The following is a 24,822-nucleotide window of genomic DNA, read 5'->3' on the forward strand; positions in this document are numbered from 1 at the left end:
GGCTCGTGTTCCGCAAACCGCCTCGCCTGGACGTCGTCTGGGACGCCTGACGGCCGGTTCCGGACCGTTCCAATCGAGCGGCCCGCCTCGCCCGTATGGGAGCATCCCCCCATGGATGTCGAACGCCGGGTCGAGTTGCGCTTCGCAGATGAGAGCCGCGAAGCCGAGACGCACACCAACCTGTCCGCCGTGCGCCAGGACGGCCGCTGCCTGTGGGTCGCCGGGGACGAGACGGCCACCGTCGAGCGGCTGACGGCCGTGCTCGGCGAGGACGGCCGCGTCGCCGGCTACGGAGGGCAGCGGACCGTGCGGCTCGCCGACCTCGTCCCGCTGCCCGCCGGCCCCGACGAGGAGGCCGACATCGAGGGGCTGGCCCGCGGCGGCGGCTGGCTGTGGGCGATCGGCTCGCACAGCCTCAAGCGCAAGAAGATCAAGCCGGAGCAGAGCGACCGCAAGTCCCGCAAGCGGCTCGCCACGGTCGTGCGCGAGGACAACCGCTTCATCCTGGCCCGCCTCCCCCTGGTCGAGGGCGAGGACGGGCTGCCGGAGGTCGTCCGCGAGGACGGCGACCGCACCGCGGCCGTGCTCGGGCTGGACAAGGACTCCATCACCGACCTGCTGGAGGACGACCCGCACCTGGCGCCGTTCCTGCCGATCCCGAGCAAGGACAACGGCATCGACATCGAGGGCGTCGCCGCCCACGGCGACCGCCTCTACATCGGCCTGCGCGGGCCGGTGCTGCGGGGCTGGGCCGTCCTCATCGAGATCCGTCCCGACACCGACCCGACCGACCCGCGGCGGCTGCGGCTGCTCCCCCTCGGCGACGACGGCGCCCTCTACCACACCCACTTCATGGACCTCGGCGGGCTGGGCATCCGGGACCTGTGCCCGCACGGCGACGACCTGCTCGTCCTCACCGGCCCCAGCATGGACCTGGACGGGCCCGTGCGGGTCCTGCGGTGGCGGGACGCGGTCCGCGCCGACGCGCCGGAGATCGTCACGGCCGAGGACCTGGAGGTGGTGGGCGACCTGCCCTACGGCGAAGGCGACGACCACGCCGAGGGCATCGCCGTCCTGGACGAGCCGGACGGCTCGGGGCTCCGCCTCCTGGTCGTCTACGACAGCCCGTCCGCCGAACGGCTCACCGCGAACGGCGGCGTCATCGCCGACGTGGTGAACGCGGGCGGCTGAGCCCCTCCCTCGCACCACCCGAATAAGCGCTCGCTTGCACCTTCTGCTTGGATGGGACCGGTACCCGGCAGGAAGGCGAGAACAAGCATGATCGAGTGGTCCGACGAAGACCTGATGATCCGGGACGCGGTGCGCGGCTGGATCGACGCGGAGGTCCGCCCGAACCTGGAGGCGCTGGAGTCGGGCGACCTTCCGCCGTACGACCTGCTCCGCGGCCTCTACAAGACGTTCGGCCTGGACGAGATGGCCCGCTCGTCCTTCCGCTCCCGGCAGGAGAAGGAGCACGGGGACGCGGGCGAGAGCGAGAGCGGCGACAGCGGCGAGCGGTCCGACGGCGGCGGCAACGCGGCGATGTCCATGCTGCCGGTCATCGAACTGTGCAAGGTGGCACCCGGCCTGGTCTCGGCGATGGGCGTCGGCCTCGGCCTCGCCGCCGGGACGATCATGAAGCGCGGGACGCCCGAGCAGCGGGAGCGCTGGGCCCTGGACCTGCTCACCATGGAGAAGGTCGGCGCCTGGGCCATCACCGAGCCCGGCTCCGGCTCCGACGCGTTCGGCGGCATGCAGGCCACCGCGAAGAAGGTCGGCGACGAGTACGTCATCAACGGCAGCAAGACCTTCATCACCAACGGCCCCTACGCCGACACGATCGTCTTCTACTGCAAACTCGACGACGGGCGGGAGGCGCGCGACCGGGAGATCCTCACGTTCGTCCTGGACCGGGGCATGGAGGGCCTGGAGCAGAGCAAGCCGCTGCGCAAGATGGGTCTGCACTCCTCCCCCACCGGCGAGCTGTTCCTCAGCGACGTCCGAGCGGGCTCCGACCGGCTGCTGGCGTCCGGCTCCGGCAGCGGCAAGGACTCCGCCAAGCAGAACTTCGTCACCGAGCGCGCCGGAGTCACGGCGATGGCGCTCGGCGTCATCGAGGAGTGCCTCAAGCTGTCGGTCGAGTACGCCAAGACACGCGAGCTGTGGGGGCAGCGGATCGGCGACTTCCAGCTCATCCAGCTGAAGCTGGCGAAGATGGAGGTCGCGCGGCTCAACGTCCAGAACCTGGTGTTCCGGCACGTCGAGATGCAGCGCGCGGGCCGCACCCCCACCCTGGCGGAGGCGTCGGCGATGAAGCTGTACTCGGCGCAGGCCGCCAACGAGGTCGCGCAGGAGGCCGTGCAGCTGTTCGGCGGCAACGGCTACATGAGCGAGTACCGCGTCGAGCAGCTCGCCCGCGACGCCAAGTCGTTCCAGATCTACGCGGGCACCGACGAGATCCAGGTCACCCACATCGCGCGCGACCTCCTGTCCTCCTGACCCGGCTCCGCCGGGCGGGCCCCTGAAGACACCGCGAACTTTCGCGGTCGCACGGCCGTCGAAAAGGTGGGGGGCGGGTGAGGGCGATCACCCGCTCCCCGCCCAGGTCCTTTTCTGGACAGCCGACGATGGGGACTGGATACTTCACAGCTATGGACGGTCAGCCCTCGTTCCCGGTGAGAGCGTCCGACACGGAACGGGACCGGATTCTGCGGGTCCTCGGCGACCGTGTGGCCGAGGGCCGCATGTCGAACGAGACGTTCGAGCGCCGCGTCGGCCAGGTCCTGCAGGCCCGCAGCCGGGCCGAGCTGGCCGACATCGTGCACGACCTGCCGCCCGCCGGCCGCGTCGTCCGCCGCCTGACCGGCATCATCTCCTCGGTGTCGCAGGTGACGGCGCGGGTCGAGGCGGCCTGGCGCGCCCCGCGGCTGCCGCGGTTCATGCTGCCGCCCGGCGAGCTGAAGCGCATCGTGGTCGGCCGCGCGCCCGGCTGCCAGTTCGTCCTCACCGACCTGACCGTCTCCCGGTTCCACGCCGAGATCTACCGCGCCGACGAGGGCTGGATGATCTCCGACCTCGGCTCGATGAACGGCACCCGCGTCAACGGGTGGCGGCTGACCGGCCCGGCCCGCGTCCGGCCCGGCGACGAGGTCGGCTTCGGCAACGCCAGCTTCATCGTCACCGCCCCCGACGGGGGCGGGACCCGACCCGCCGGTCCGTGACCGGGCTCAGAGCGGCGGGCGGCGCGACTCCCACGGGGTGCTGAGGACGACGGTGGTGCGCGTCGCCACGTTCGCGGCGGCGCGGATCTGCTGCAGGAGGTCCTCCAGCTCGTTCGGCGACCCGACGCGCACCTTGAGGATGTAGCTCTCCTCCCCCGCCACCGAATGGCAGGCCTCGATCGCCTCCAGGTGGGCGAGCCGGTCGGGGGCGTCGTCGGGCGCGGCCGGGTCGATCGGCTTGATCGAGACGAACGCGGTCAGCGGCAGCCCGATCTGGCGGCTGTCCAGCTGGGCCGCGAAGCCCATGATGACCCCGCGCTTCTGCAGCCTCCGGACGCGCTGGTGCACCGCCGACACCGAAAGGCCGGTCTCCTTGGCCAGGTCGGTGAAACTCATCCGCCCGTCGCCGGCCAGCAGGGCCATGATCTGACGATCGATCTCCTCCACGCGGGAAATCTAGCGCGCCCGGGGCGGTGCTCGGGACCGGTTTCCGCCGCCGCTAGCGCCGCGCGGTGCGCAGCGGGCCGCAGCTGCCGCGGACGACGAGCTCGGTGGCCAGCAGGACGGGCCCTCCCCGGCCCCGGCGGGCGGGCTCGCGCAGCAGCATCTCGCAGGCGCGGTAGCCGATGTCGCGGGCGGGGCGGGCGACGGCGGTGAGCGGCGGGTCGCACAGCTCCGCCCACGCGACGTCGTCGACCATGGCGATCGACACGTCGGCGGGGACCCGCAGGTCCAGCTCGCGGGCCACCAGGACGGCGGCCTCGCCGAGCAGGTGCCCGGCGGCCAGGACGGCGGTGACGTCGTCGCGGCGCTGCAGCAGCCCGGCGGCGGCCGCGTAGGCGGCGTCGCCGACCGGGCGGGCGGCGACGACCAGGTCCTCCTCCACCGGCACGCCGAGCTGGGCGAGCGTGGCGCGGAACGCGTCCTCCCGCACCCGCGACGGGCTGCCGGGGGCGGCGCCGAGGAATCCGATGCGGCGGTGCCCGAGCCCGGCGAGGTACTCGGTCAGGGACCGCACGCCGCCCGCGTCGTCGGCGAGGACGGCCGGGATCTGCGGCAGCCCGGGCAGCGCGCGGCCGGCGAACACGACGCTGGAGCACACGCGGGCGGCGGCGCGCCAGTCGGCCTCGGTGCCGGCGGGCTGCGCGATGACGCCGTCGACGCGCTGCTCGACGAGCCGCTCGACGATCTCGGCCTCGCGGGACGGGTCGCCGTGCGCGGCGTCCACGATGACGTGCTCGCCGAGGGTGCGGGCGCAGGCGAGCACGCCCGCGATGAGCTCGGCGCAGAACGGGTCGGTGACGTCGGGGACGATCAGGCCGATGCCGCCGCTGCGGCGCAGCTTGAGGCCGCGGCCGAGGGCGCTCGGCCGGTAGTCCAGGTCGCGGGCGGCGGCCAGGACGCGCTCGCGGGTGGCGGCGCTGACCGAGCCGCCGGAGAAGACCCGCGACACCGTGGCGATGCCGACTCCCGCCGACGCCGCCACGTCCTTGATCGTCGGTGTCCGCCGCTGCGCCATCGGGCCGACCGCCTCTCCGCCGGGTTTCCGATCACCTTCTCACGGGCGGCCCTCCCATGGAAACGATTCCATGATGTTTACTCCCAGGAGTGCAACAAAGACCCTGTTCATCAGGGGATTATGGAAACGTTTCCATGAAGGGGTTTCGATGGCCAAGATCACGCTGGATCAGGTCGACAAGGTGTACTCCGGGGGCGTCAAGGCCGTGGACGGCCTCGACCTGGAGATCCGCGACGGTGAGTTCATGGTGCTGGTCGGCCCGTCCGGGTGCGGCAAGTCCACCGCGCTGCGGATGATCGCCGGCCTGGAGGAGATCACCGGCGGGAAGATCTCCATCGGCGACCGGGTCGTCAACGACCTCGCCCCCAAGGACCGCGACATCGCGATGGTCTTCCAGAACTACGCGCTGTACCCGCACATGACCGTCGAGCAGAACCTCGCGTTCGGCCTCAAGCTGCGCGGCACGCCGAAGTCGGAGATCAAGCAGAAGGTCCGCGACGCGGCCAAGATGCTCGGCCTGGAGCAGTACCTGTCGCGCAAGCCCGCCGCGCTGTCGGGCGGGCAGCGCCAGCGCGTCGCGATGGGCCGCGCGATCGTCCGCGAGCCGCAGGCGTTCCTGATGGACGAGCCGCTGTCCAACCTGGACGCCAAGCTCCGCGTCTCCATGCGCGCCTCGCTCAGCCAGCTGCACGAGCGGCTCGGCGTCACCACCGTGTACGTCACCCACGACCAGATCGAGGCCATGACGCTCGGCTCGCGGGTGTGCGTGCTGCGCGACGGCCGGCTGCAGCAGGTCGACACCCCGCAGCGGCTGTTCGACAACCCGGTCAACCTGTTCGTGGCGGGCTTCATCGGCTCCCCGGCGATGAACTTCGTGACCGCCCGGCTGACCTCCGGCGACGGCGGCGCGCAGGTGTCGTTCGCCGGCTTCACGCTGCCGGTGCCGGCCTCGGTGCTGAGCGACCGGCCGGGCCTGCAGGACTACGTCGGCGGTGAGGTCGTCCTCGGCGTCCGCCCGTCGGACTTCGAGGACGCCGCGCACGCCAAGCCCGAGTGGGCGCCGATGGCGGTCCGCAGCAGCGTCACCGAGGAGCTCGGCAGCGAGATCAACGTCATCTTCACCATCGACGCCCCGCCGGTCGAGCACAAGGACACCGCCGACCTGGCCTCCGACGCCGCCGAGGGCGAGGAGGACATGGCGATCCCGCTGAGCGACAACAAGGCGCTGTGGACGGCCCGGGTCAACTCCCGCTCGCACGTCCGCCCGGGCCAGGACGTGGAGCTCGCCGTCGACACCCGCCGGCTGCACTTCTTCGACCCGACCAGCGGCCTGGCCATCGGCCACCCGGACGCCGCGCCCCTCCACACCGCGCAGGACTCTCCGTCGCTGCACAAGTCCGGCTGACCGTCCTCCTGGGCCCACGACGGCGCCCACGGCCCCGCGCGGGGCCGTGGGCGCCGTTCACGTGCACACCCCCCGCGCGGCGGGGACGCCCTCACTTCACCGAGCCGGCGAGGACTCCCTGCACGAAGTAGCGCTGGAAGGCGAAGAACACCCCCAGCGGGATGATCAGCGAGAGGAACGCGCCGGGCGCCAGGATGTCGATGTTGCCGGTGAACTGCCGCATCTGCGACTGCAGCCACTTGGTCATCGGCTGCGCCTCGGTGTCGGCGAACACCAGCGCGACCAGCAGGTCGTTCCACACCCACAGGAACTGGAAGATGCCGAGCGAGGCGATCGCGGGGCCGCCCAGCGGGAAGATGACCCGCCGGAAGATCGTCCATTCCGAGCCGCCGTCCATCCGGGCCGCCTCGAGGAGGTCCCGGGGGATCGCCGCGAAGAAGTTGCGCAGCAGGAAGATCGCGAACGGCAGCCCGAACGCGACGTGGAACAGCACCACGCCGGTGATGGACCCGAACATCTGGAACCCGCCGAACTCGATGCGCCCGTACAGCTTGGCGACCGGGATCAGCGCCACCTGGACGGGCACCACCAGCAGCGCCACCACCAGCAGGAACAGCCAGTCCCGGCCGGGGAACTCCATCCAGGCGAACGCGTAGGCGGCCAGCGAGGCGATCGCCACCACCAGCACCGTCGCCGGGACGGTGATCAGCACGGTGTTCCAGAAGGAGTCGACGAAGTCGCCCTTGTCCAGCAGCGCCGAGTAGGACTCGGCGGTCAGCTGCGCCGGCTCGGTGAACACGTTCCACCAGCCGCCGGAGGCGTTGTCCTCGTTGGAGCGCAGCGACGCCACCAGCAGCCCGAGCGTCGGCACCAGCCAGAACAGCGCGATCAGGACCAGCACCGCCTGCGCCGCGCCGCCGCCGAGGCGGCCGACGATCCTGGAGCCCAGGCCCCGCCGCGGGGATCCCGCCGCGCCGTTCGCGGCGTCCGGCCCGGCCGGGGTCTTGGCGGCCTTCTCCGCGGTGCTCATGTTCGCTCCTGCCGCAGTCGCCGGATGTTGAACAGCATGGCGGGCACGACGAGCACGAACAGCAGCACGGCGATGGCGCTGCCGGCGCCCTGGTCGTTGCCGCCGCCGAACGACTCGGTCCACATCTCCAGCGCCAGGACGCTGGCGTTCGGATCGCCGCCGCCGATGATGTACACGAGGTCGAAGACCTTCAGCACGTTGATGGTGAGCGTGACCACCACGACCATGAGGACGGGCATGAGCAGCGGGATCGTCACCCGCCGGAACACCTGCCATTCGGTGGCGCCGTCCACGCGGGCGGCCTCCAGCGCGTCGCGCGGGATGGCGGCGAGCCCGGCGGCGATCAGCACCATCGCGAAACCGGACCACACCCACAGGTACGACCCGATGATCGCGGGCGTGATGAGCGTGCCGCCGAGCCACTCGGCGCCCCGGTAGGCCTCGGTGAAGTTCCCGGCGGGCAGCCGGATCGTGTACGTCCCGTCGGGCACCTCCTTCATCGTGAACGTGCCGTCGGCGTTCGTGGTGGCGGTGGCGACCACCTTGCCGCCCCGCACCGCCTCGACCTTGACGCCGGGCAGGCCGCTCTCGCTCCCGTCGACGGCGTTCGGCCGGCCGCCGCCGCCCTTGGTGAAGTCGAACCAGACCGTCCCGCTCAGCCGCCCGGGTTCCGCGGGCGGGGGCTGCGCGGCCGGTTCGCGGTCCGGCGGCAGGTACTCCGGCTTGACCTTCACCAGCGGGACGAGCGCGCTCTGCCCGGCGGAGTAGGAGTCCACCGTGACGACGCCGCCGGCCTCCTCGCGCACCGGCTGGTCGCCGCCGCGGGTGCCGGCGCCGGGGTAGCTCGTCTCCTTCGCGAACGTGTCGTGGATCGCGACCATCGCGGCGTTGGCCACGCCCTGCTCGGGGTCCTGCTGGTACACCATCCGGAAGATCACGCCGGAGGCGAGGAACGAGATCGCCATCGGCATGAACACCACGAGCTTGAACGCCGTCGCCCACCGGATCCGCTCGGTGAGGACGGCGAACAGCAGGCCGACGATGGTCACCACGGTCGGCGCCACCACGACCCAGATCGCGGTGTTGCGCACCGCGATGAGGTTCTCGCGTCCCTGGAAGACCCCGACGTAGTTGTCCACGCCGACGAACGTGCCGCCGGAGGCGTCGAAGAGGCTGCGGATCACCGAGTAGACGATCGGGTACACCACGAGGAACCCGAGCAGCAGCAGCGCCGGCAGCAGGAACGTCAGGGCCAGCCACGACGGCGGGGTGAGCCGCTCCCGTCCCCGGCGCTCGCGGGGCGGGTCGGGGGCGGGTTCGGCGACGGCGGCGGCGCCGCCGGCCGTGGCGGCCGGCGGCACCCCGTCTTTCGGAGCCTTCATGCAGGATCCCTACTTGTACGCCTCGGCGGCCTCGGCCTCCAGCTTCTTCTGGGTGCCCTCGACGTCGGACGGGTTCTGCACGAAGCCGCGCAGCGCCTCCCACATGCCGTCGCCGGGGGTCGCCCCGAACGCGGCGGGCGTGAGGTCGGACATGTCGTAGCGGGCGGCCTCGCCGGCCTGCTGCAGCTGGCCGATCAGCTGCTTGGCGATCGGGTCGGAGTAGGCGTCCGGCGGGACGTTCTTGTTCGGCGTCAGGTAGCCGCCGAGCCCGGCCCAGACCTTGCCCGCCTCGGGCGAGGCGAGGAACTTCATCAGCTCCTGGGCGCCCTTGCCGTCCTTCAGCGCGACGGCGACGTCGCCGCCGAGGATCGCCGGGGCGGTGTCACCGGCCTTGGGGAAGGCGAACACCTTGGCGTCGGTCCCGACCTTGGCCTTGGTGGTGGCGATGTTCGCGGCGGCGAAGTCGCCGCCGTAGACCATGGCGGCCTTCTCCTGGCCGAACACCTGCGTGACCGACTCGTCGAACTTGGTCTTGGTCGCGGTCGCGACACCGCCGTTGAGGAAGTCGGGCTTGCCCCAGATCTGGGCGAGCGTCTCCAGTGCCTTGCCGACCGTCGGGTCGGTCCACTTGATCTCGTGCTCGGCGAGCTTGTCGTAGTTCTCGGGCCCGGCCTGCGACAGGTAGACGTTCTCGAACCAGTCGGTGAGGGTCCAGGAGTCGTCCGGCCCGGCGGCCAGCGTGAACGGCGTGGTGCCCGCGTTCTGCAGGGTGGTCGACGCCTTCACCAGCTCGTCCCACGTCGCCGGAGGCTGGACGCCCGCGTCGGACAGTGCCTGCGGCCGGTGCCACAGGATCGACTTGTAGGCGGCCTTGACCATCACGCCGTAGGTCTGGTCGCCGGAGGAGCCGAGTTCCTTCCAGTACGGCGCGAAGTTCTTGTCGACCTCCGCCACCACGTCCGCCCCGAGGGGCTTGAGCTGCTTCTTCTCCGCGTACTGCTGCATCAGGCCCGGCTGCGGCAGGATCGCCACGTCCGGGGGGTTGCCGGCCGAGATGCGCGGGCCGAGGAACGCGTCGGTGTTCTCCCCGGTGGAGGCGTAGTTGACCGTCGCACCGGTCTTCTTCGCGAACGCGTCCAGGACCTTGCGGAAGTTCTGCTCCTCCGGGCCGGTCCACTTGGCCGCGACCTCGATCGTGGTGCCCTTCAGCGCCCCGCCGCCGGCGGGCTCCGACCCGTCGTCGCCGCCGTCGTCGCCGCCGCACGCGGCGGCCGACGACAGGAGCATCGCCGCTGCGGCGGCCCCTAGCACACGCCTGCTGACCCTCATCCTTCATCCTCCCTGGGCGAACCGGCGGCGTCGTCTGCAGCCCAGATCGACGCGCCGGACTCGATATCGAAGAAGTGCAGGCGCCCGGTGTCGACACGGATCGTCACCGGGTCGCCGACCTTCACGCGGGTGCGCGGGCTGAACCGCGCGACCAGGTCCGTGCGGGGGCTCTCCAGATGCCCCAGCACGTCGGTGCCCGCGTCGCGGGCGAGTTCCCTGGTGTCCTCGGTGACGACCTGGGCCGCCTCGACCGCGAAATGGACCAGCACGTCCGAGCCCATCGCCTCCACCAGATCGGCGGTGGAGGTCATCGTGGCCCCCTCGGGGGCGTCCACGAGCTCGGAGTCCTCCATGTCCTCGGGGCGGATGCCGACGGCGACGTCGTGCCCGAGGTGGGACGCCAGGGCCGGGCGCTCGGTCAGCACCGCGGCCGGAAGCGTCAGGGTCGTGTCGCCGATCTCCAGGCGCGGGTTCTCCGCGTCCCCCGACAGCGTGCCCCTCAGCAGGTTCATGGCGGGTGAGCCGATGAACCCGGCGACGAACAGGTTCGCCGGCCGGTCGTAGAGTTCCTGGGGCGGCGCGACCTGCTGCAGCTCGCCCTTCTTCATCACCGCGACCCGGTCGCCGAGCGTCATCGCCTCGGTCTGGTCGTGGGTGACGTAGATCGTGGTGACCGCGAGGTCGCGCTGGATCCGGGCGATCTCGGCGCGCATCTGGACGCGGAGCTTGGCGTCGAGGTTGGACAGCGGCTCGTCCATCAGGAACGCCTGCGGCTCGCGGACGATCGCGCGGCCCATCGCGACCCGCTGCCGCTGCCCGCCCGACAGGTTGCGGGGCTTGCGCGACAGGTGCTCGGTGAGGCCGAGGGTCTGCGCGGCGCGGTCGACCCGCTCCCTGATCTCGGCCTTCGGCAGCTTGCGCAGCGACAGCCCGAACCCGATGTTGTCGCGGACCGACAGGTGCGGGTAGAGGGCGTAGCTCTGGAACACCATCGCGACGTCGCGGTCGCGGGCGGGCATCCGGTTGACGACCCGGCCGCCGATCGTGACCTCGCCCTCGGTGATGTCCTCCAGGCCGGCGACCATCCGCAGCGCGGTCGTCTTGCCGCAGCCCGACGGGCCGACCAGGACGAGGAACTCCCCGTCCTCGATGTGGAGGTTCAGGTCGGTCACGGCCCGCGTGCCGTCGGGATAGACCTTCCCGACGCTGGTCAGGTCGACCTCTGCCACGGCGTCTCCTCTTCTCTGCGGCACGGACTCGTCCGGCCCCGCGCAACGGGTTCCGCGGGCGCGGAAGAAGTCAGGACTTACCCCCGCGTAACAAAGAAGGTGGTACATGGCCGACGGGCCGCGCCGCAATACGCACGGTGCCCGCTGACGCATTTGGTGCAGAGATCGTTACCGACCCGTATTTTCTGCCGATTTATGCCGTCCGAAACCACGCGGGGGCGCGGACGGAAACCCGCCCGCGCCCCCGGCACGCACTCCCCGTCCCGGGCGGGGTCAGCCCACGATCACCAGCCCCCGCTCGGTGACGTTCATCGGCTCGTAGCCGTCCTCGGTGCACACCACGATGTCCTCTATTCGGGCGCCGTGCGGGCCGGGGTAGATGCCCGGCTCGATGGAGAACGCCATGCCCGGCTCCAGCGCCTCGCGGTTGCCCGCGACGATGTAGGGGTCCTCGTGCGACTCCAGCCCGATGCCGTGCCCGGTGCGGTGGAAGAAGTGCTCGCCGTGCCCGGCCGCCGCGATGATGTCGCGCCCCGCCGCGTCCACCGCCTCGGGAGTCGCCCCCGGGCGCACCGCCGCGCACGACGCCCGCTGCGCCTCCTCCAGCACCTCGAAGTACGTCCGGTACTCGGCGGGCGGCTCCCCCACGCAGTAGTTGCGGGTCGAGTCCGAGCAGTAGCCGCTCGGCATCGTCCCGCCGATGTCGACCACGACCGGCTCGCCCGCGCGGATGACCCGGTCGGACGGCTCGGCGTGCGGGTTCGCGCCGTTCGGCCCGGAACCGACGATGACGAAGTCGACGCGGGCGTGCCCCTCGGCGATGATCGCGTCCGCGATGTCGCGGGCGACCTCGCGTTCGGTGCGGCCCTCCCGGACGAACCCGGGCACGCGGCGGTGCACGCGGTCGATCGCCGCGCCCGCCTCGCGCAGCGCCGCGACCTCGGCGGCGCTCTTGCGCATCCGCAGCTCCCGGAGCACTCCCCCGGCCGCGACCTGCCCGGCGCCCGGCATCGCGGCCCGGAACCGCAGCGCCATCACCGCCCACATCCGGTCGGCCACGCCCACCGTCCGCACGTCGCGGGGCAGCCTCCCGGCGACCAGCGCGTACGGGTCGGCGGTCTCGTCCCACGGCACCAGCTCGACGCCGAGCGACCCGGCCGGCGAGTCCCGCGCCGCGGGCAGCTCCAGCCGCGGGACGACCAGGAACGCCTCGCCGTCCGCCGGGACGACCAGGCAGGTGAGCCGCTCCAGCTCCTTGGCGTCGTACCCGGTGACGTACCGCAGGTCGGGGCCGGGCGTCAGCAGCACCGCGCCGAGGCCCGCCTCCGCCGCCGCGTCCCGCACCAGGCCGAGCCGCTCGGCCGGATACAACTCCGTCGTCACACCCGTCTCCATTCTCGATCCTCTCCAGTGGCCGGTACCAGGATCCCAGAGGCGCGTCCGCCCGCGTCCGCCCCCGCCCGCGTGGGAGCATGTGGCACATGAGCGGGCTGATGCTGCTGGACACGCCGTCGTTGTACTTCCGCGCCTTCTTCGGGGTGCCCGAGTCGGTGACCGCGCCCGACGGCACGCCGGTGAACGCGGTGCGCGGGCTCATCGACATGATCGCGCGGCTCGTCCAGGACCGGTCGCCGGACCGGCTCGTCTGCTGCATGGACGCCGACTGGCGGCCCGAGTTCCGGGTGGCGGCGCTGCCGTCCTACAAGGCGCACCGGGTCGCCCAGGGCGGCGGCGACCAGACCCCCGACGCGCTGGAGGCGCAGCTGCCCGTCATCGACGCGGTGCTGGACGCGTTCGGGCTGGCGCGCACCGGCGTCCCCGGGTACGAGGCCGACGACGTCATCGGTACCCTCGCCGTGCGCGGCGCGGCGGACGGCCCGGTCGACATCGTCACCGGGGACCGCGACCTGTTCCAGCTCGTGGACGACCGCGCCCCCGTCGCCGTCCTGTACACGGCGCGCGGCATCCGGAACCTGCAGGTGATGGGCGAGAAGGAGATCGCGGCCAAGTACGGCATCCCGGGCCGCGGCTACGGCGACTACGCGACGCTGCGCGGCGACCCCAGCGACGGGCTCCCCGGCGTCCCGGGCGTCGGCGACAAGACCGCCGCCTCGCTGGTCACCCGGTTCGGGTCGGTCGAGGGGATCCTCGCCGCCCTCGACTCCGGGACCGACGAGGGGTTCCCGGCGGGCGCGCGGCGCCGGATGGAGGCCGCGCGCGGCTACCTGGCCGCCGCCGAGACCGTCGTCCGTGTCGTCACCGACATCGACGCGCCCGAGCTCGCGGCGCTGGACGACCGGCTTCCCGCCGGGGCGCGCGACCCGGAGGCGCTCGTCGCGCTGGCCGACCGCTGGAACCTCGGCAGCCCCGTCAACCGCCTGCTCAACGCTCTCGCCCGGTGACCCCGGCCGCGGGCCGGGCCGTCGCCGCAATTTTCGCCATAAGTGTCAGATGACGCAGACAGGGCGTTCTCACGCGTGCAGCATTCGGACTCAGTGAGGGGTTCTCATTGGGACATGCAGACAGCGCACACCGTCGCGGGAACGGGCGATGACCGTTCGGGCGGCGGCCGCATGAGCGACCGGTACCCGCGGCACTGGGCCTCACCGCCCCACTCCCCCCAACTGCCGCGGGTACCGGTTCACCCGACCCCCCGAACCGGAGAAACGCACCCGTGAGCGAGCATCTGCTGACACGGAGGACGACGGCGCGCGGCGGCCTCGCCGGAGCCGGCGGCGCGTTCTGGGACGCGCTCGACGACGCGGAGCGCGCGGCGCTGCGCGGGGCCGCGCGGCCACGGCGGTACCAGTCGCGGACGCCGCTGTGCTACCAGGGCGACGATTCCGACCACCTGATCATCATCGAGTCCGGCTGGGCCAAGGTGACCTCCTCCAGCGAGGACGGCCACGAGGTGGTGCTCGCCGTGCGCGGGCCGGGCGAGCTGGTCTGCGAGAGCGCCGTGCTCGGCGGGCGGGAGCGGTCGGCGACCGTGGCGGCGCTCGGCCCCGTCCGGGCGCTGGTCGTGCCCGCCGCCCGCTTCACCGGCTTCCTGGACGCCCATCCCGGCGTGTGGATGCTGGTGAGCGGCACCTTCGTGCACCGCCTCGACGACGCCGGCCGCAGGCTGCAGGCGCACGCGTCCGCGCACGGCGCGCAGCGGCTGGCGATCCTGCTGGCCGACCTGGCGGAGCGGTCGGCGCGGCTCGTGCCGCCGGACGCCTCCGGCGGCGTCGTGATCGGCCCGCCGCTGTCCCAGGAGGAGCTCGGCAGCTGGATGGACTCCTCCCGGGAGACCGTCGCGCGGGCGCTCGGCACGCTGCGCGGCGAAGGGCTCGTGCGCACCGGCCGGCGGAAGATCACCGTCGTGGACGCGGAGGGCCTGCGGGCGTTCGCGCGGGGACACGGGTAGCCGCCGGCTCGTCGCCGCCGGCCCGGCGCCTTTACGTTGTAGATTTTTTCGGGTGCCGCGGATCGTCCCGTACGCTCGGTGATGTGCCGCGCCGACCGCTGCGACTGCGTACCGCCCTGTCACCCGCGGAACGGGCCGACGCCGAGGTCCGCGCCGGGCTCGACCGGATCCGCTCCGAGTTCTCGGTGCCCGGCGCTTTCCCGCCCGGCGCCCTCGCGGAGGCCGCCGGGCCCGCCGCGCACCCCGACGGCCGCGCCGACCTGCGCGGCATCCCGTTCTTCACCCTCGACCCGCCCGGTTCCCTGGACCTCGACCAGGCCATGCACCTGGAGCGGCGCGGCTCCGGGCACCGCGTCCGGTACGCCATCGCCGACATGGCCGGGTTCGTCCGGCCGGGCGGCGCCCTCGACGCCGAGGCCCGCGCCCGCGGCGTCACGCTCTACCTGCCCGACGCCAGCACGCCGCTGCATCCGCGCCGCCTGTCGGAGGGCGCCGCGAGCCTGCTGCCGGGCCGCGACCGCCCGGCGGTGGCGTGGACGATCGACATCGACGGCGGCGGGCTCATCACCGGCGTGGACGTCCGCCGCGCCGTCGTCCGCAGCCACGACCGGCTCGACTACGCGGGCGCCCGGCACGACGGCGGCGACCCGCGGATCACGCTGCTCGGCGAGATCGGCGAGCGGCTCATCGCGGCGGAGGCCGCGCGCGGCGGCGTCAGCCTCCCCCTCCCCGAGCAGGAGGTCGTGCACGCGAACGGCGGCTGGGCGCTGAAGCTGCGCGGCGACCTCGCGACCGAGGCGTGGAACGCGCAGATCTCGCTGCTGACCGGCCGGGCGGCGGCCCGGCTGATGCTGGACGGCGGCGTCGGGCTGCTGCGCACCATGCCGCCCGCGCCCGCCGAGGCCGTCGCGCGGCTGCGGCTGGCCGCCCGCGCGCTCGGCGTCGCCTGGCCGGGCGGCTCCTCCTACGGCGGCATCGTCCGCGCCCTCGACCCGGCCCTGCCCCGGCACGCCGCGTTCCTGCACGACGCGGCGGGGCTGATGCGCGGCGCCGGCTACACCGCGTTCGACGGGACTCCCCCGGACCAGGCCGCGCACGCCGCCGTCGCGGCCCCGTACGCGCACGTCACGGCGCCCATCCGGCGGCTCGCCGACCGGCACGCGACGGAGGTGTGCCTCGCGCTCGCGGCGGGCCGGCCCGTGCCGGGCTGGACGCGGGAGGCGCTGCCGGGGCTGCCCGAGGTGATGCAGCGGGCGCTGCGGCGCGCCGCGGACGTCGACCACGCCTGCGTCGACCTCGTCGAGGCGCTGCTGCTGCGCGACCAGGTCGGGGACGTGTTCGACGCGGTGGTGGTGGACGTGAGCGCCGACCGCTCCGGCGGGCGCGTGCAGCTGGTGTCGCCGCCGGTGTTCGGCCGGTGCGACGGGGAGGGGCTGCCGCTCGGCGAGCAGGTCAAGGTGCGGCTGGAGGAGGCGGATCCGGCGCGGCGCCGGGTCCGCTTCTCGCTCGCGACCTGACCGCGCCGGGTGAGGCGCGGGCTGGTCGTGCGGGCTGGTCGCGCGGGGTCAGCGGCGGGTGCGGGTGCGGCCTCGACTGCGCGGGCGCCAGTTCGTGTTCGTCCCGACGCCGGCGAAGTGCAGCGAGATCAGCAGCAGGCCGAGCACGGTCAGCGTCCCGTTGTTGATGGCGTCGGAGGAGATGTCGGCCAAGTCGAAGAGCAGCGCCAGGGCGAAGACGGCCGCGGCGGCGATCGCGAGCATGGGGGGCCTCCGGTGGGGGTCGGGGGCTTCGGTCGCCCCGGGGCTCCCCGTCGGATGTCCGCCCAGCGCGCACGCAAACCGCGGCCGCCTTCCGGCCGGGCCCAAACCCGGGATTCGGGTCGCCCCGCCGGGGTCAGGCGGCGCTGGGGCGGATGCTGCCGTCGAGTTCCGCGGTGACGGCGGCGTTGAGCCGGTAGGCGGTCTTGACCTCGCCGATGACGCGGTCCTGCTCGGCGGCGTCCCAGGGGGCGGCGTCCAGGAGGGCGCGGTACCGGTCCTTGTACGCCTTGGGCTTGCCGGGAAAGCGGTAGAAGCGCACGCCGTCGTCGCCCGCGGACAGGGCCAGGGTCTTGCGGACCTGCACGCCGATGTACTGGCCGCCGGACAGGTCGCCCATGTAGCGGGTGTAGTGGTGGGCGACGAAGCCGCCCGGCCAGGTGGCGCACACCTCGCGGAGCCGTTCGCAGTAGCGCGCCGTGGACGCGTTGGGCTCGATCCTGGCGCGCCAGCGCGGCCCGTAGAAGAAGGCCAGGTCGGCCTCCAGGGCGTCGAGGCGGCGCAGGCCGGGCAGGTCGAACGGGCCCGCCGCCGGGTCGGACGCCATCCGGTCGGCGGCCTCCTCCAGCAGTTCGTAGACCGGGTGGAGCTGCGCCACCAGGACCGCGTACTCCTCACGGCCCAGACGGCCCTCGACGAGCGCGCTCATGTACGCGGACGTCTCGTTGTCGTCGTGGTCGCTCCACGTGGCGGCCCTCAGCCGTGCCGAGAAAGCCTCCTCGGTTCGGGCGTCGTCCGTTCGGGCACTATCCGTTCGGGCACTGTCCATCCGGCCCCTCCTTCGCTCCGGGACTTAGGTTAGCCTCACCTAACTCATCCGGGAAGGTGTTGCGGTCGCTTTTCCCGACGTGACGTCGGTTACTTTACCGACGCGGCGTCGGGAACGTCCAGCCAGCCGCCGAGCAGCCGCCCTCAGTGCGCCGCCGCGCGGGCGGCCTCCGTCATCCGTACGACCTCGTGGCGGACCTGGACGCGTTCGGTGAGGCGTTCGCTGAACGGGATCCGCACGTCGTGCTCGGCGCCGCCGTCGGTGACGGCGAAGTCGATGCCGTCGGCGTCCATGCCGGTCATCCGCGCCGCGGTGGCGCCGGGGCGGCCGGCCAGCGCCCGGCAGATCGTCAGGCAGTCGGCCGCGTGGTCGTCGTTCATGTGCCGCATGATCTGGCCTACGACATCGTCGGTGAAGGGTCCCGCGTCGGTCATTGGAAACGTCCTTTCCTGCAGGGCTGGGCTGAACGGAGGAGCTAGACGGACAGGCCCTTGTAGACCTGGAGGGCGTTGCCGCCGAGGACGAGCGAGACGGTCTCCTCGTCCAGGCCGAGGGCGGCGATGGCGCGGGCGTTGCGCGCCACGCCGGGGACGCCGGGCCAGTCGGTGCCGAAGATGAACTTGCGGGCGAGGCGCCGCAGGTCATGGCGGGCGTAGTACTCGGGGAGCCGGCGGGGCGGCAGCCCGGACAGCTCGATCCACACGTTCTCGCGGGACAGGGCGAGGAAGGCGGCGGCGTCGTACCACCAGCCGCGGCCGCCGTGCGCGAGGACGAACGTCAGGCCGGGGAACAGCCGCAGCACGTCGTCGATCGGCGCGGGGTCGGCGTAGCGGTTGGCCGACCCGGGGAACGAGCTGGTCCCGCAGTGGACGACGACGGGGACGCCCGCGTCGCGGCACACCTGGTAGGCGGGGTACAGGTCCGGGTCGGCGACGCCGAACCCGCCGTGCACGGGATGCAGCTTCAGCGCGGCGGCGCCGAATCCGAACTGCCGCTCGACCTCGTCGCCGATCGGGTAGTGCAGGTGCGGGTTGACGTTGGCGACAGGCCTGAACCGGCGCGGATTGTGCTTCACCAGCGGCATCAGGTCCTCGATGGGCTGCATGCCGGTCGTCTTGGGGCTGTACTCGCACAGCAGGAGGGCGATGTCGGCGCCCTCGCCGTCGAAGTAGGCGTCGACCCTCTCGGGGACGAGGGCGCCGTCGGTGTCGTAGAGGTCCTGCCAGGGGTGGGCGGAGCCGAACTCGTCGGCCCACTGCCGCCAGGCCGCAGGCAGGGTCGGGAGCCGGGCGGCGTGCACGTGCGCGTCGATGAGGGGACGTCCGTCGAGCATCAACGCCTCCCGCGCCGGGGCCGGATCGGAGTGTGGACCGCCATGCGGCGGAGCCTACCCGCCGCTTTTCATGCCACGTCGGCGGACTCCTGCTCGTCCAGCCAGGAGACGATGCCCTCCACCGCGTCGCGGCAGCCTCCGCAGCCGGTCGTCGCCCTCGTCTCCCGGGCGACGTCTTCGGTGGTGCGGGCGCCCGCCTGCCAGCACGCGCGGATCCGGCCCTTGCTGACGTCGTTGCACTGGCAGACGGTCGCGGCGTCGGGCATGCGCAGCGGCGACGGAGCCTCGGCGGCGCCGCCGAGGCCGGGGAACAGCAGTCCGAGCCGCTCGGCGGGCAGCGGCGCGGCGCGGTCGTAGAGCTGGGTGAGCGTCCCGGCCGCGGAGGTCTCGCCGACCAGGATCGCGCCGATGAGGCGCCCGTCCCGGATGACCGCCTTCTTGTAGGTGCCGCGGGCCGCGTCGGTGAACCGGACGACCTCCACGTCGTCGTCATCGTCACCGAAGTGCGTCTCGCCCATCGAGGCCAGCTCGATCCCGGCGGCCTTGAGGCGGGTGATCTGCCGGGCGCCGGTGAACCGCGCGGCCGGGTCGGTGCCGGCGAGCAGCCCGGCGAGCACCCCCGCCTGCTCCCACGCGGGCGCGACCAGGCCGTACACCTCGTCGCGGTGCTCGGAGCACTCGCCGATGGCGCGCACGGACGGGTCGGTGACCGAGCGCAGCTCGTCGTCGACGATCACGCCGCGGCCGACGGCCAGGCCCGCGTCGCGGGCGAGGGACACCTCGGGCCGGACGCCGCACGACAGGATGACGAGGTCGGCGTCGATGACCTCCGTCCCGCCTCCGGGCAGGGCCAGCTCGACGCCGGTGACCGCCCCGCCGGCGGTGCGCAGGGCGGCGACGTCGGCCTGCAGGCGGGTGCCGATGCCGAGGGCCGCCAGGGTCCGGGCCAGGACCCGCCCGGCGGCCGGGTCGAGCTGGCGTTCCATGAGGTGCCCGGCCAGGTGCAGGACGGTCACGTCCAGGCCGCGGCCCGCCAGCCCGCGGGCGGCCTCGATGCCCAGGAGCCCGCCGCCGACGACGACCGCGCGGCGCGCCGACTCGGCCAGCTCGGAGATGCGGCGGCAGTCGTCCAGGGTGCGGAACACCAGCGCGCCCGCGGGAAGCCCGCCCTCCAGGCCGGGCATGGGCGGGATGAACGCGGTGCTGCCGGTGGCGAGGACGAGCGTCCCGTACGGGGTGACGGTCCCGTCCGCCGCGTGGACGGTCCTGGCCGCACGGTCGACGCGGGTCACCTCGACGCCCAGGCGGGCGTCCACGCCGTGCGAGGCGTACCAGGCGGCGTCGACCAGGCTGATGTGGTCGGGCCGCGTCATCCCGGCCAGGACGTTCGACAGCAGGACCCGGTTGTAGGGGCGCTGCGGCTCCGCGCCGAACACCGTCACGGGCGTGCCGCGGTCGCGGGAGCGCAGCTCCCCCACCAGCCGCGCCCCGGCCATGCCGTTCCCGACGACCACGATGCCCGCCGTGCCCGTGCCCGCCTCGTCCGTGGGGTTCACCGCTTCACCTCCAGGGGGAGGGGCTTGATCTGGTCGCGCTCGGCCTCGAACCCGATGCTCGGGTCGGGGGTCTTCGGGGCGTTGACGAACGAGACGAACCGGCGGAGCCGGTCGGGGTCGTCGAGGGTGTCGCGCCATTCGTCGGAGTAGGCGGCGACGTGGCGTTCCATGGCGGCGTCGAGGTCGGCGCAGATGCCGAGCCGGTCGTCGACGATGACCTCGCGGAGGTGGTCCAGGCCGCCGTCGAGGGACTCCAGCCAGGTCGCGGTGCGCTGCAACCGGTCGGCGGTGCGGATGTAGTACATCAGGAACCGGTCGATGTAGGTCATGAGCCGCTCGTCGCTGAGGTCGGTGGCGAACAGGTCGGCGTGGCGGGGCCGCATGCCGCCGTTCCCGGCGAGGTAGAGGTTCCAGCCGTTCTCGGTGGCGATGACGCCGAAGTCCTTGCTCTGCGCCTCGGCGCATTCCCGGGCGCATCCGGACACGGCCGACTTCAGCTTGTGCGGGGCGCGCAGCCCCCGGTACCGCAGTTCGAGGCGGATCGCCATGGCGGCCGAGTCCTGCACGCCGTAGCGGCACCAGGTGGAGCCGACGCACGACTTCACCGTCCGCAGCGCCTTGCCGTAGGCGTGCCCGGACTCGAACCCGGCGTCGACGAGCCGCCGCCAGATCTCGGGGAGCTGCTCGACGCGGGCGCCGAACATGTCGATCCGCTGCCCGCCGGTGATCTTGGTGTAGAGGCCGAAGTCGCGGGCGACCTCGCCGATCACGATGAGCTTCTCGGGGGTGATCTCGCCGCCGGGGACGCGCGGCACCACCGAGTACGTGCCGTTCTTCTGCAGGTTGGCGAGGAAGTGGTCGTTGGTGTCCTGCAGCGCCGCCTGCTCGCCCTCCAGGATGTGGCCGTTGCCGAGGCTGGCCAGGATGGACGCGACGGCGGGTCTGCAGATGTCGCAGCCGCGGCCCGTCCCGTGCTCCTGGACGAGCTGGGTGAAGCTGGTGACGCGCCCGGCGCGGGCGATGTCGAACAGCTCGGCCCGGCTGTGGGCGAAGTGCTCGCAGATGGCGGTGCCGACCTCGATCCCGGCGGCGGTCAGCTCGGCGTCCAGGAGCCTCTTGACGAGGGGGACGCAGCTGCCGCAGCTCGTCCCGGCCCGGGTGCACTCCTTGACCCCCGCCACGTCGGTGAGGGAGTGCTCGGAGATCGCGCAGCGGACGCCTTCGGCGGTGACGTTGTTGCAGGAGCAGATGACGGTCGCGCCGGGCAGGTCGCCGCCGGCGGTCTCGGTTCCGCCGAACAGCATCTGCTCGGGAGGGCCCGGCAGGCCGCCGCCGACGCAGGCGCGCAGCGTCCCGTACGACTCGGCGTCGCCGACGAGGACGCCGCCGAGGAGGGTCTGCGCGTCGTCGCTGACGACGAGCCGCTTGTAGACGCCGGCGACGGGGTCGGTGTAGGTGACGCCGAGCGCCCCCTCCGCGGCCGCGAACGGGTCGCCGAAGCTGGCGACGTCCACGCCCATGAGCTTGAGCTTGGTCGACATGTCGGCGCCTTCGAACACGGCCGTGCTGGCGTCCGACAGCAGGCGGTCCGCGACGACCTCGGCCATGGAGAAGCACGGGCCGACCAGCCCGTACACCGTCCCGCCGGCGAGGGCGCACTCGCCGATCGCCCAGACGGCGGGGTCCTCGGTGCGGCAGGAGGCGTCCACGACGATCCCGCCGCGCTCCCCGACCGGCAGGCCGCAGCCGCGGGCCAGCTCGTCGCGCGGCCGGATGCCGGCGGAGAACACCACGACCTCGGCGTCGACGGCCGTCCCGTCCGCGAGCGCGACCCGCCGGACCGCGCCGTCCTCCCCCGCCTCCAGGGCGCGCATCGGGACGCCCGCGTGGACGGCCATGCCGAGGCCCTCGATGTGGCGGCGCAGCATCGCGCCGCCGCCCTCGTCGAGCTGGCGCGGCATCAGCCACGGCGCCACCTCGACGACGCCGCTGCGCAGGCCGAGGCCCTGGATCGCGCGGGCGGCCTCCAGGCCGAGCAGTCCGCCGCCGACGACCGCCCCGGTCGCCTTCCCCCGCGCGTACTCGCGGATCGCCTCCAGGTCGCCGATGGTGCGGTAGGCGAACACGCCCGGCAGGTCGCGGCCCTCGACCGGCGGGACGAACGGCGCCGACCCCGTGGCCAGGACCAGCGCGTCGTAGGCGGCGACGCGCCCGGCGGAGGTGGTGACCGTCCGGGCGTCGCGGTCGATCGCGGTGACCCGCTCGCCGGTGACGACCGTGACCCCGCCGCCGTGCGGGGGGTAGGCCAGGTCGGCGCCCTCCAGGTGGGTCGTCAGCGCGACGCGGTCGTAGGCGGCGCGCGGCTCCTCGCCGATGACGGTGATCGTCCAGGTCCCGGCGGTGTCACGCTCGCGCAGGGCCTCCACCAGGCGGTGCGAGGCCGGGCCGTGGCCGGCCACGACCAGCCGCCTGTCCGGTTTCTTGTCGGCTCCCATGGGCCCGATGCTCGGCGGCCCGTATTTCCCGCAGGGATCCCGGACGTCACCCGCACGTTAACTGCTCCTCACGTCCCTCCCGCCCCGCGGGCGGGGCCGCACCCGGCCCTTTGTCAGTTCGTGAGCAGGACGCGTTCCTTTCGTGAAGGTGACACGAGAGAATCAAAAGCTTGATATATCTCACAAATCGCGATTCCGACGGCAGGCCGGGAGGCCGCAGTGCGCAGGATCATCGGCTTTTCCCTTATAGGCGTCGGCATGTTCCTGGTGGCGGCGGGCGTCTTCGTCCGCTTCTACGTCGCGCCCACGCTGATCGGCGCGCCCACGGACATCTACCAGGTGACGCGGCTGCAGGCGGACAACGCCAGCTACCTCGACGCCTCGTCGCTCACCGTCCGCACCGGCGCCACCGTGTCGGTGACCAACACCGTCCGCGGTGATGTGGAGGCCTCCGGCGACGACGTCGCCGTCTACGACACCGGCACGATCATCCAGGACGCGCAGCGCGGCAACACCATCGAGATCCAGAACGCGCGCTACCCCTTCGACCGCAGGACCGGGGAGCTGCGGAACTGCTGCGGCGCCGCGGTGCAGGGCGACACCAACGCCCGCATGGACGGGATCGGGCTGTTCTGGCCGGTGGAGGTGCGCAAGGACGGCCTGGAGCTGTTCGACACCGGGACCCTGCGGGCATGGCCCGTCACCTTCGCCGGCGAGGAGCGCGTCGACGGGCTGCTGACCTACCGCTTCGTCCAGCGCATCCCGGCGACCAAGGTCGCCGGCGAGACGCCCGCACTGCCCGCCAGGCTGTTCGGGCGTCCCGAGGGAGACCCCGCGGTGGAGGCGGACCGCTACTACCAGGCGGAAGCCACGTACTGGATCGACCCGAGGACCGGCGCCGCCATCGACCAGCGGCGCCACCTGGTGACGACGCTGCGGCCCAAGGAGGGGCCGGGCAGCCTCGTGATCGCCGACCTGAACCTGCGGATGACGCCGGAGGCGAAGAAGGACCTGCGCGCCAAGTCGGACGAGGGCGCCGAGCAGATACGGCTGCTGGAGGCCATCCTCCCCCTCGCCGGTGTCGGGGCCGGCCTGCCGGCCGTGGTCGCCGGGCTGATCCTCACCTTCGGGGAGGGGCGCCGTCCCGCGCAGCGCGGTTCGCGCCGCGCCAGGGCCACGGCCGGCCGCTGACCGCCGGAAGCCGGGCGGTCGCCTCCCACCCGTCGCGGTCGTGCAGGATGGAGGAGTGACGCAGGTTGCGGAGGGCCGCCCGGCCGGCGGCGGGGAGGCGGCGCGGCTGCGGATGCTGGCCGACCTCGTCTCGGACGGCGAGGTGGTGGTCCTGAGCGGCGCGGGCCTGTCGACCGAGTCGGGCATCCCGGACTACCGCGGGGAGACGGGGCGGCTGCGGCGGGCCGACCCGATGACCTACCAGGAGTTCACCGGGTCCGCCGCCGCGCGCCGCCGGTACTGGGCGCGCAGCCATCTGGGCTGGCGGCACGTCGCCGCGGCCCGCCCGAACCCGGGGCATCGCGCGGTCGCCGCGCTGCAGGCGCGGGGCCTGGTCGCGGGGATCATCACCCAGAACGTCGACGGGCTGCAGCAGGCGGCCGGCGCCGAAGGCGTGATCGAGCTGCACGGCGCGCTGGACCGGGTGCTGTGCCTGTCGTGCGGCCGGCGGACCCCGCGGGCGCGGCTGGACGGGCGGCTGCGGGCCGCCAACCCGGGCTGGGACGACCGGTCCGCCGACCCCCGGATCAATCCCGACGGCGACGCCGTCCTCGGCGCCGGCGAGGTGGAGGCGTTCCGGGTGGTGGACTGCGAGCGGTGCGGCGGCGTCCTCAAACCCGATGTGATCTTCTTCGGGGAGAACGTGCCGCCGGGCCGCGTCCGGGACTGCTACGCGCTGACCGAGCGCGCGGGCGCGCTGCTGGTGCTCGGGTCGTCGCTGGCGGTGCTGTCGGGGTACCGGTTCGTGCGGCACGCGGCCCGGCACGGCGTCCCGGTCGCGATCGTCAACCGGGGCGCCACCCGGGGCGACGAGCACGCGCTGATCACGATGGACGCGCCGCTCGGCGTGACGCTGGAGGCGCTGCTGGCCGAACTCGGCCCGCAGGACCGGCACCCGCGACACCCGGACGCGCAACACGGGCACGCCCAGGTCCGGGACGCGCGGGACCGGGACGCGCGGGACCGGTGACGCGCGGGACCGGTGCGCGGGGACGGCGGCGCGGTCAGCCGCCGGGGAGCACGGAGGTCGCGGCGGGCGCCGGTGACCGCCGCCCGCCCTGGGGGCCGGGCTGGGGCGCGCCGGTGACGGTGGGCGGG

Annotated in this window: 22 protein-coding genes; 9 read left to right on the forward strand and 13 right to left on the reverse strand. The window is 73.3% G+C overall.

The genetic code is table 11. The annotated features are described in order from the left end of the window. The first annotated feature begins 111 nt into the window (after positions 1-111). The 3 genes from E1285_RS28070 (at position 112) to E1285_RS28080 (ending at position 3,221) form a co-directional block, all read left to right on the forward strand. Positions 112-1,191, forward strand: a complete 1,080-nt coding sequence (locus E1285_RS28070; RefSeq protein WP_132157286.1) for a DUF3616 domain-containing protein — start codon at positions 112-114, stop codon at positions 1,189-1,191. Positions 1,192-1,278: 87 nt separating this feature from the next. Next, complete coding sequence (locus E1285_RS28075; RefSeq protein ID WP_132157288.1) at positions 1,279-2,499, forward strand: acyl-CoA dehydrogenase family protein; 1,221 nt, start codon at positions 1,279-1,281, stop codon at positions 2,497-2,499. A 152-nt stretch (positions 2,500-2,651) separates the two neighbouring features. Continuing rightward, positions 2,652-3,221, forward strand: coding sequence for a DUF1707 and FHA domain-containing protein (locus tag E1285_RS28080; RefSeq protein ID WP_132157290.1), 570 nt, complete (start codon positions 2,652-2,654; stop codon positions 3,219-3,221). A gap of 6 nt (positions 3,222-3,227) precedes the next feature. Here E1285_RS28080 and E1285_RS28085 read toward each other — a convergent pair whose 3' ends face one another. Then, positions 3,228-3,668, reverse strand: a complete 441-nt coding sequence (locus E1285_RS28085) for an Lrp/AsnC family transcriptional regulator (RefSeq protein ID WP_132157292.1) — start codon at positions 3,666-3,668, stop codon at positions 3,228-3,230. A gap of 52 nt (positions 3,669-3,720) precedes the next feature. After that, the gene (locus E1285_RS28090) at positions 3,721-4,740 is read right to left on the reverse strand and encodes a LacI family DNA-binding transcriptional regulator (RefSeq protein WP_132157294.1); all 1,020 of its coding nucleotides are present in this window, start codon (positions 4,738-4,740) and stop codon (positions 3,721-3,723) included. 148 nt (positions 4,741-4,888) lie between these two features. Here E1285_RS28090 and ugpC (E1285_RS28095) point away from each other — a divergent pair, with 148 nt between their 5' ends. After that, positions 4,889-6,145: a sn-glycerol-3-phosphate ABC transporter ATP-binding protein UgpC gene (ugpC, locus tag E1285_RS28095; RefSeq protein ID WP_132157296.1), complete on the forward strand. Its 1,257-nt coding sequence runs from the start codon at positions 4,889-4,891 to the stop codon at positions 6,143-6,145. A 91-nt stretch (positions 6,146-6,236) separates the two neighbouring features. Here the strand turns inward: ugpC (E1285_RS28095) and E1285_RS28100 are convergent, their stop codons facing one another. The 5 genes from E1285_RS28100 to E1285_RS28120 all read right to left on the reverse strand — a co-directional run bounded on the left by E1285_RS28100 (position 6,237) and on the right by E1285_RS28120 (position 12,510). Next, a complete protein-coding gene (locus E1285_RS28100; RefSeq protein ID WP_132157298.1) occupies positions 6,237-7,175 on the reverse strand; it encodes a carbohydrate ABC transporter permease in 939 nt (312 codons plus the stop codon). Further along, positions 7,172-8,557: an ABC transporter permease subunit gene (locus E1285_RS28105; RefSeq protein WP_132157300.1), complete on the reverse strand. Its 1,386-nt coding sequence runs from the start codon at positions 8,555-8,557 to the stop codon at positions 7,172-7,174. The genes E1285_RS28100 and E1285_RS28105 overlap by 4 nt, the downstream gene beginning before the upstream one ends. Before the next feature lie 9 nt (positions 8,558-8,566). After that, complete coding sequence (locus E1285_RS28110) at positions 8,567-9,886, reverse strand: ABC transporter substrate-binding protein (protein WP_132157302.1); 1,320 nt, start codon at positions 9,884-9,886, stop codon at positions 8,567-8,569. Beyond that, positions 9,883-11,115: a sn-glycerol-3-phosphate ABC transporter ATP-binding protein UgpC gene (ugpC, locus tag E1285_RS28115; RefSeq protein ID WP_132157304.1), complete on the reverse strand. Its 1,233-nt coding sequence runs from the start codon at positions 11,113-11,115 to the stop codon at positions 9,883-9,885. Before ugpC (E1285_RS28115) ends, E1285_RS28110 begins: the two co-directional genes overlap by 4 nt. Positions 11,116-11,388: 273 nt before the next feature. After that, complete coding sequence (locus E1285_RS28120) at positions 11,389-12,510, reverse strand: Xaa-Pro peptidase family protein (RefSeq protein WP_132157306.1); 1,122 nt, start codon at positions 12,508-12,510, stop codon at positions 11,389-11,391. A gap of 86 nt (positions 12,511-12,596) precedes the next feature. Between E1285_RS28120 and E1285_RS28125 the strand changes: the two genes are divergently transcribed. From E1285_RS28125 to E1285_RS28135, 3 genes are all read left to right on the forward strand, one after another. Then, positions 12,597-13,517 carry a 5'-3' exonuclease gene (locus E1285_RS28125; protein WP_132157308.1) on the forward strand — a complete coding sequence of 307 codons (921 nt, stop codon included), beginning with the start codon at positions 12,597-12,599 and terminating at the stop codon, positions 13,515-13,517. 272 nt (positions 13,518-13,789) lie between these two features. Further along, positions 13,790-14,524 (forward strand): Crp/Fnr family transcriptional regulator, encoded by a 735-nt coding sequence (locus E1285_RS28130; RefSeq protein WP_243723096.1) that lies wholly within the window; start codon positions 13,790-13,792, stop codon positions 14,522-14,524. An 83-nt stretch (positions 14,525-14,607) separates the two neighbouring features. Then, positions 14,608-16,041 carry an RNB domain-containing ribonuclease gene (locus tag E1285_RS28135; protein WP_243723097.1) on the forward strand — a complete coding sequence of 478 codons (1,434 nt, stop codon included), beginning with the start codon at positions 14,608-14,610 and terminating at the stop codon, positions 16,039-16,041. Between the two features lie 48 nt (positions 16,042-16,089). Here E1285_RS28135 and E1285_RS28140 read toward each other — a convergent pair whose 3' ends face one another. From E1285_RS28140 to nirB, 6 genes are all read right to left on the reverse strand, one after another. After that, positions 16,090-16,284, reverse strand: coding sequence for a hypothetical protein (locus E1285_RS28140; protein ID WP_132157310.1), 195 nt, complete (start codon positions 16,282-16,284; stop codon positions 16,090-16,092). Between the two features lie 133 nt (positions 16,285-16,417). Further along, positions 16,418-17,110, reverse strand: a complete 693-nt coding sequence (locus E1285_RS28145; RefSeq protein ID WP_132157312.1) for a biliverdin-producing heme oxygenase — start codon at positions 17,108-17,110, stop codon at positions 16,418-16,420. Between the two features lie 143 nt (positions 17,111-17,253). Then, positions 17,254-17,544 (reverse strand): DUF2470 domain-containing protein, encoded by a 291-nt coding sequence (locus E1285_RS28150; RefSeq protein WP_132157314.1) that lies wholly within the window; start codon positions 17,542-17,544, stop codon positions 17,254-17,256. A gap of 41 nt (positions 17,545-17,585) precedes the next feature. After that, entirely contained in the window at positions 17,586-18,443 is an 858-nt protein-coding gene (locus E1285_RS28155; RefSeq protein WP_132157316.1) for an amidohydrolase family protein, read from the reverse strand. A gap of 68 nt (positions 18,444-18,511) precedes the next feature. Continuing rightward, entirely contained in the window at positions 18,512-19,999 is a 1,488-nt protein-coding gene (locus tag E1285_RS28160; protein WP_243723098.1) for an FAD-dependent oxidoreductase, read from the reverse strand. Beyond that, a complete protein-coding gene (nirB, locus tag E1285_RS28165) occupies positions 19,996-22,494 on the reverse strand; it encodes a nitrite reductase large subunit NirB (RefSeq protein WP_132157318.1) in 2,499 nt (832 codons plus the stop codon). Before nirB ends, E1285_RS28160 begins: the two co-directional genes overlap by 4 nt. A 219-nt stretch (positions 22,495-22,713) precedes the next feature. On the opposite strand from nirB, the gene E1285_RS28170 reads away from it, so the two are divergent. Together E1285_RS28170 and E1285_RS28175 are read left to right on the forward strand one after the other, a co-directional pair. Continuing rightward, positions 22,714-23,685 (forward strand): DUF3068 domain-containing protein, encoded by a 972-nt coding sequence (locus tag E1285_RS28170; RefSeq protein ID WP_279510098.1) that lies wholly within the window; start codon positions 22,714-22,716, stop codon positions 23,683-23,685. 55 nt (positions 23,686-23,740) lie between these two features. Then, positions 23,741-24,694, forward strand: coding sequence for an NAD-dependent protein deacetylase (locus E1285_RS28175; RefSeq protein WP_243723099.1), 954 nt, complete (start codon positions 23,741-23,743; stop codon positions 24,692-24,694). Positions 24,695-24,822: the final 128 nt, after the last annotated feature.

It is taken from the genome of Actinomadura sp. 7K507 (genome assembly GCF_004348425.1).
Taxonomy (GTDB): domain Bacteria; phylum Actinomycetota; class Actinomycetes; order Streptosporangiales; family Streptosporangiaceae; genus Spirillospora.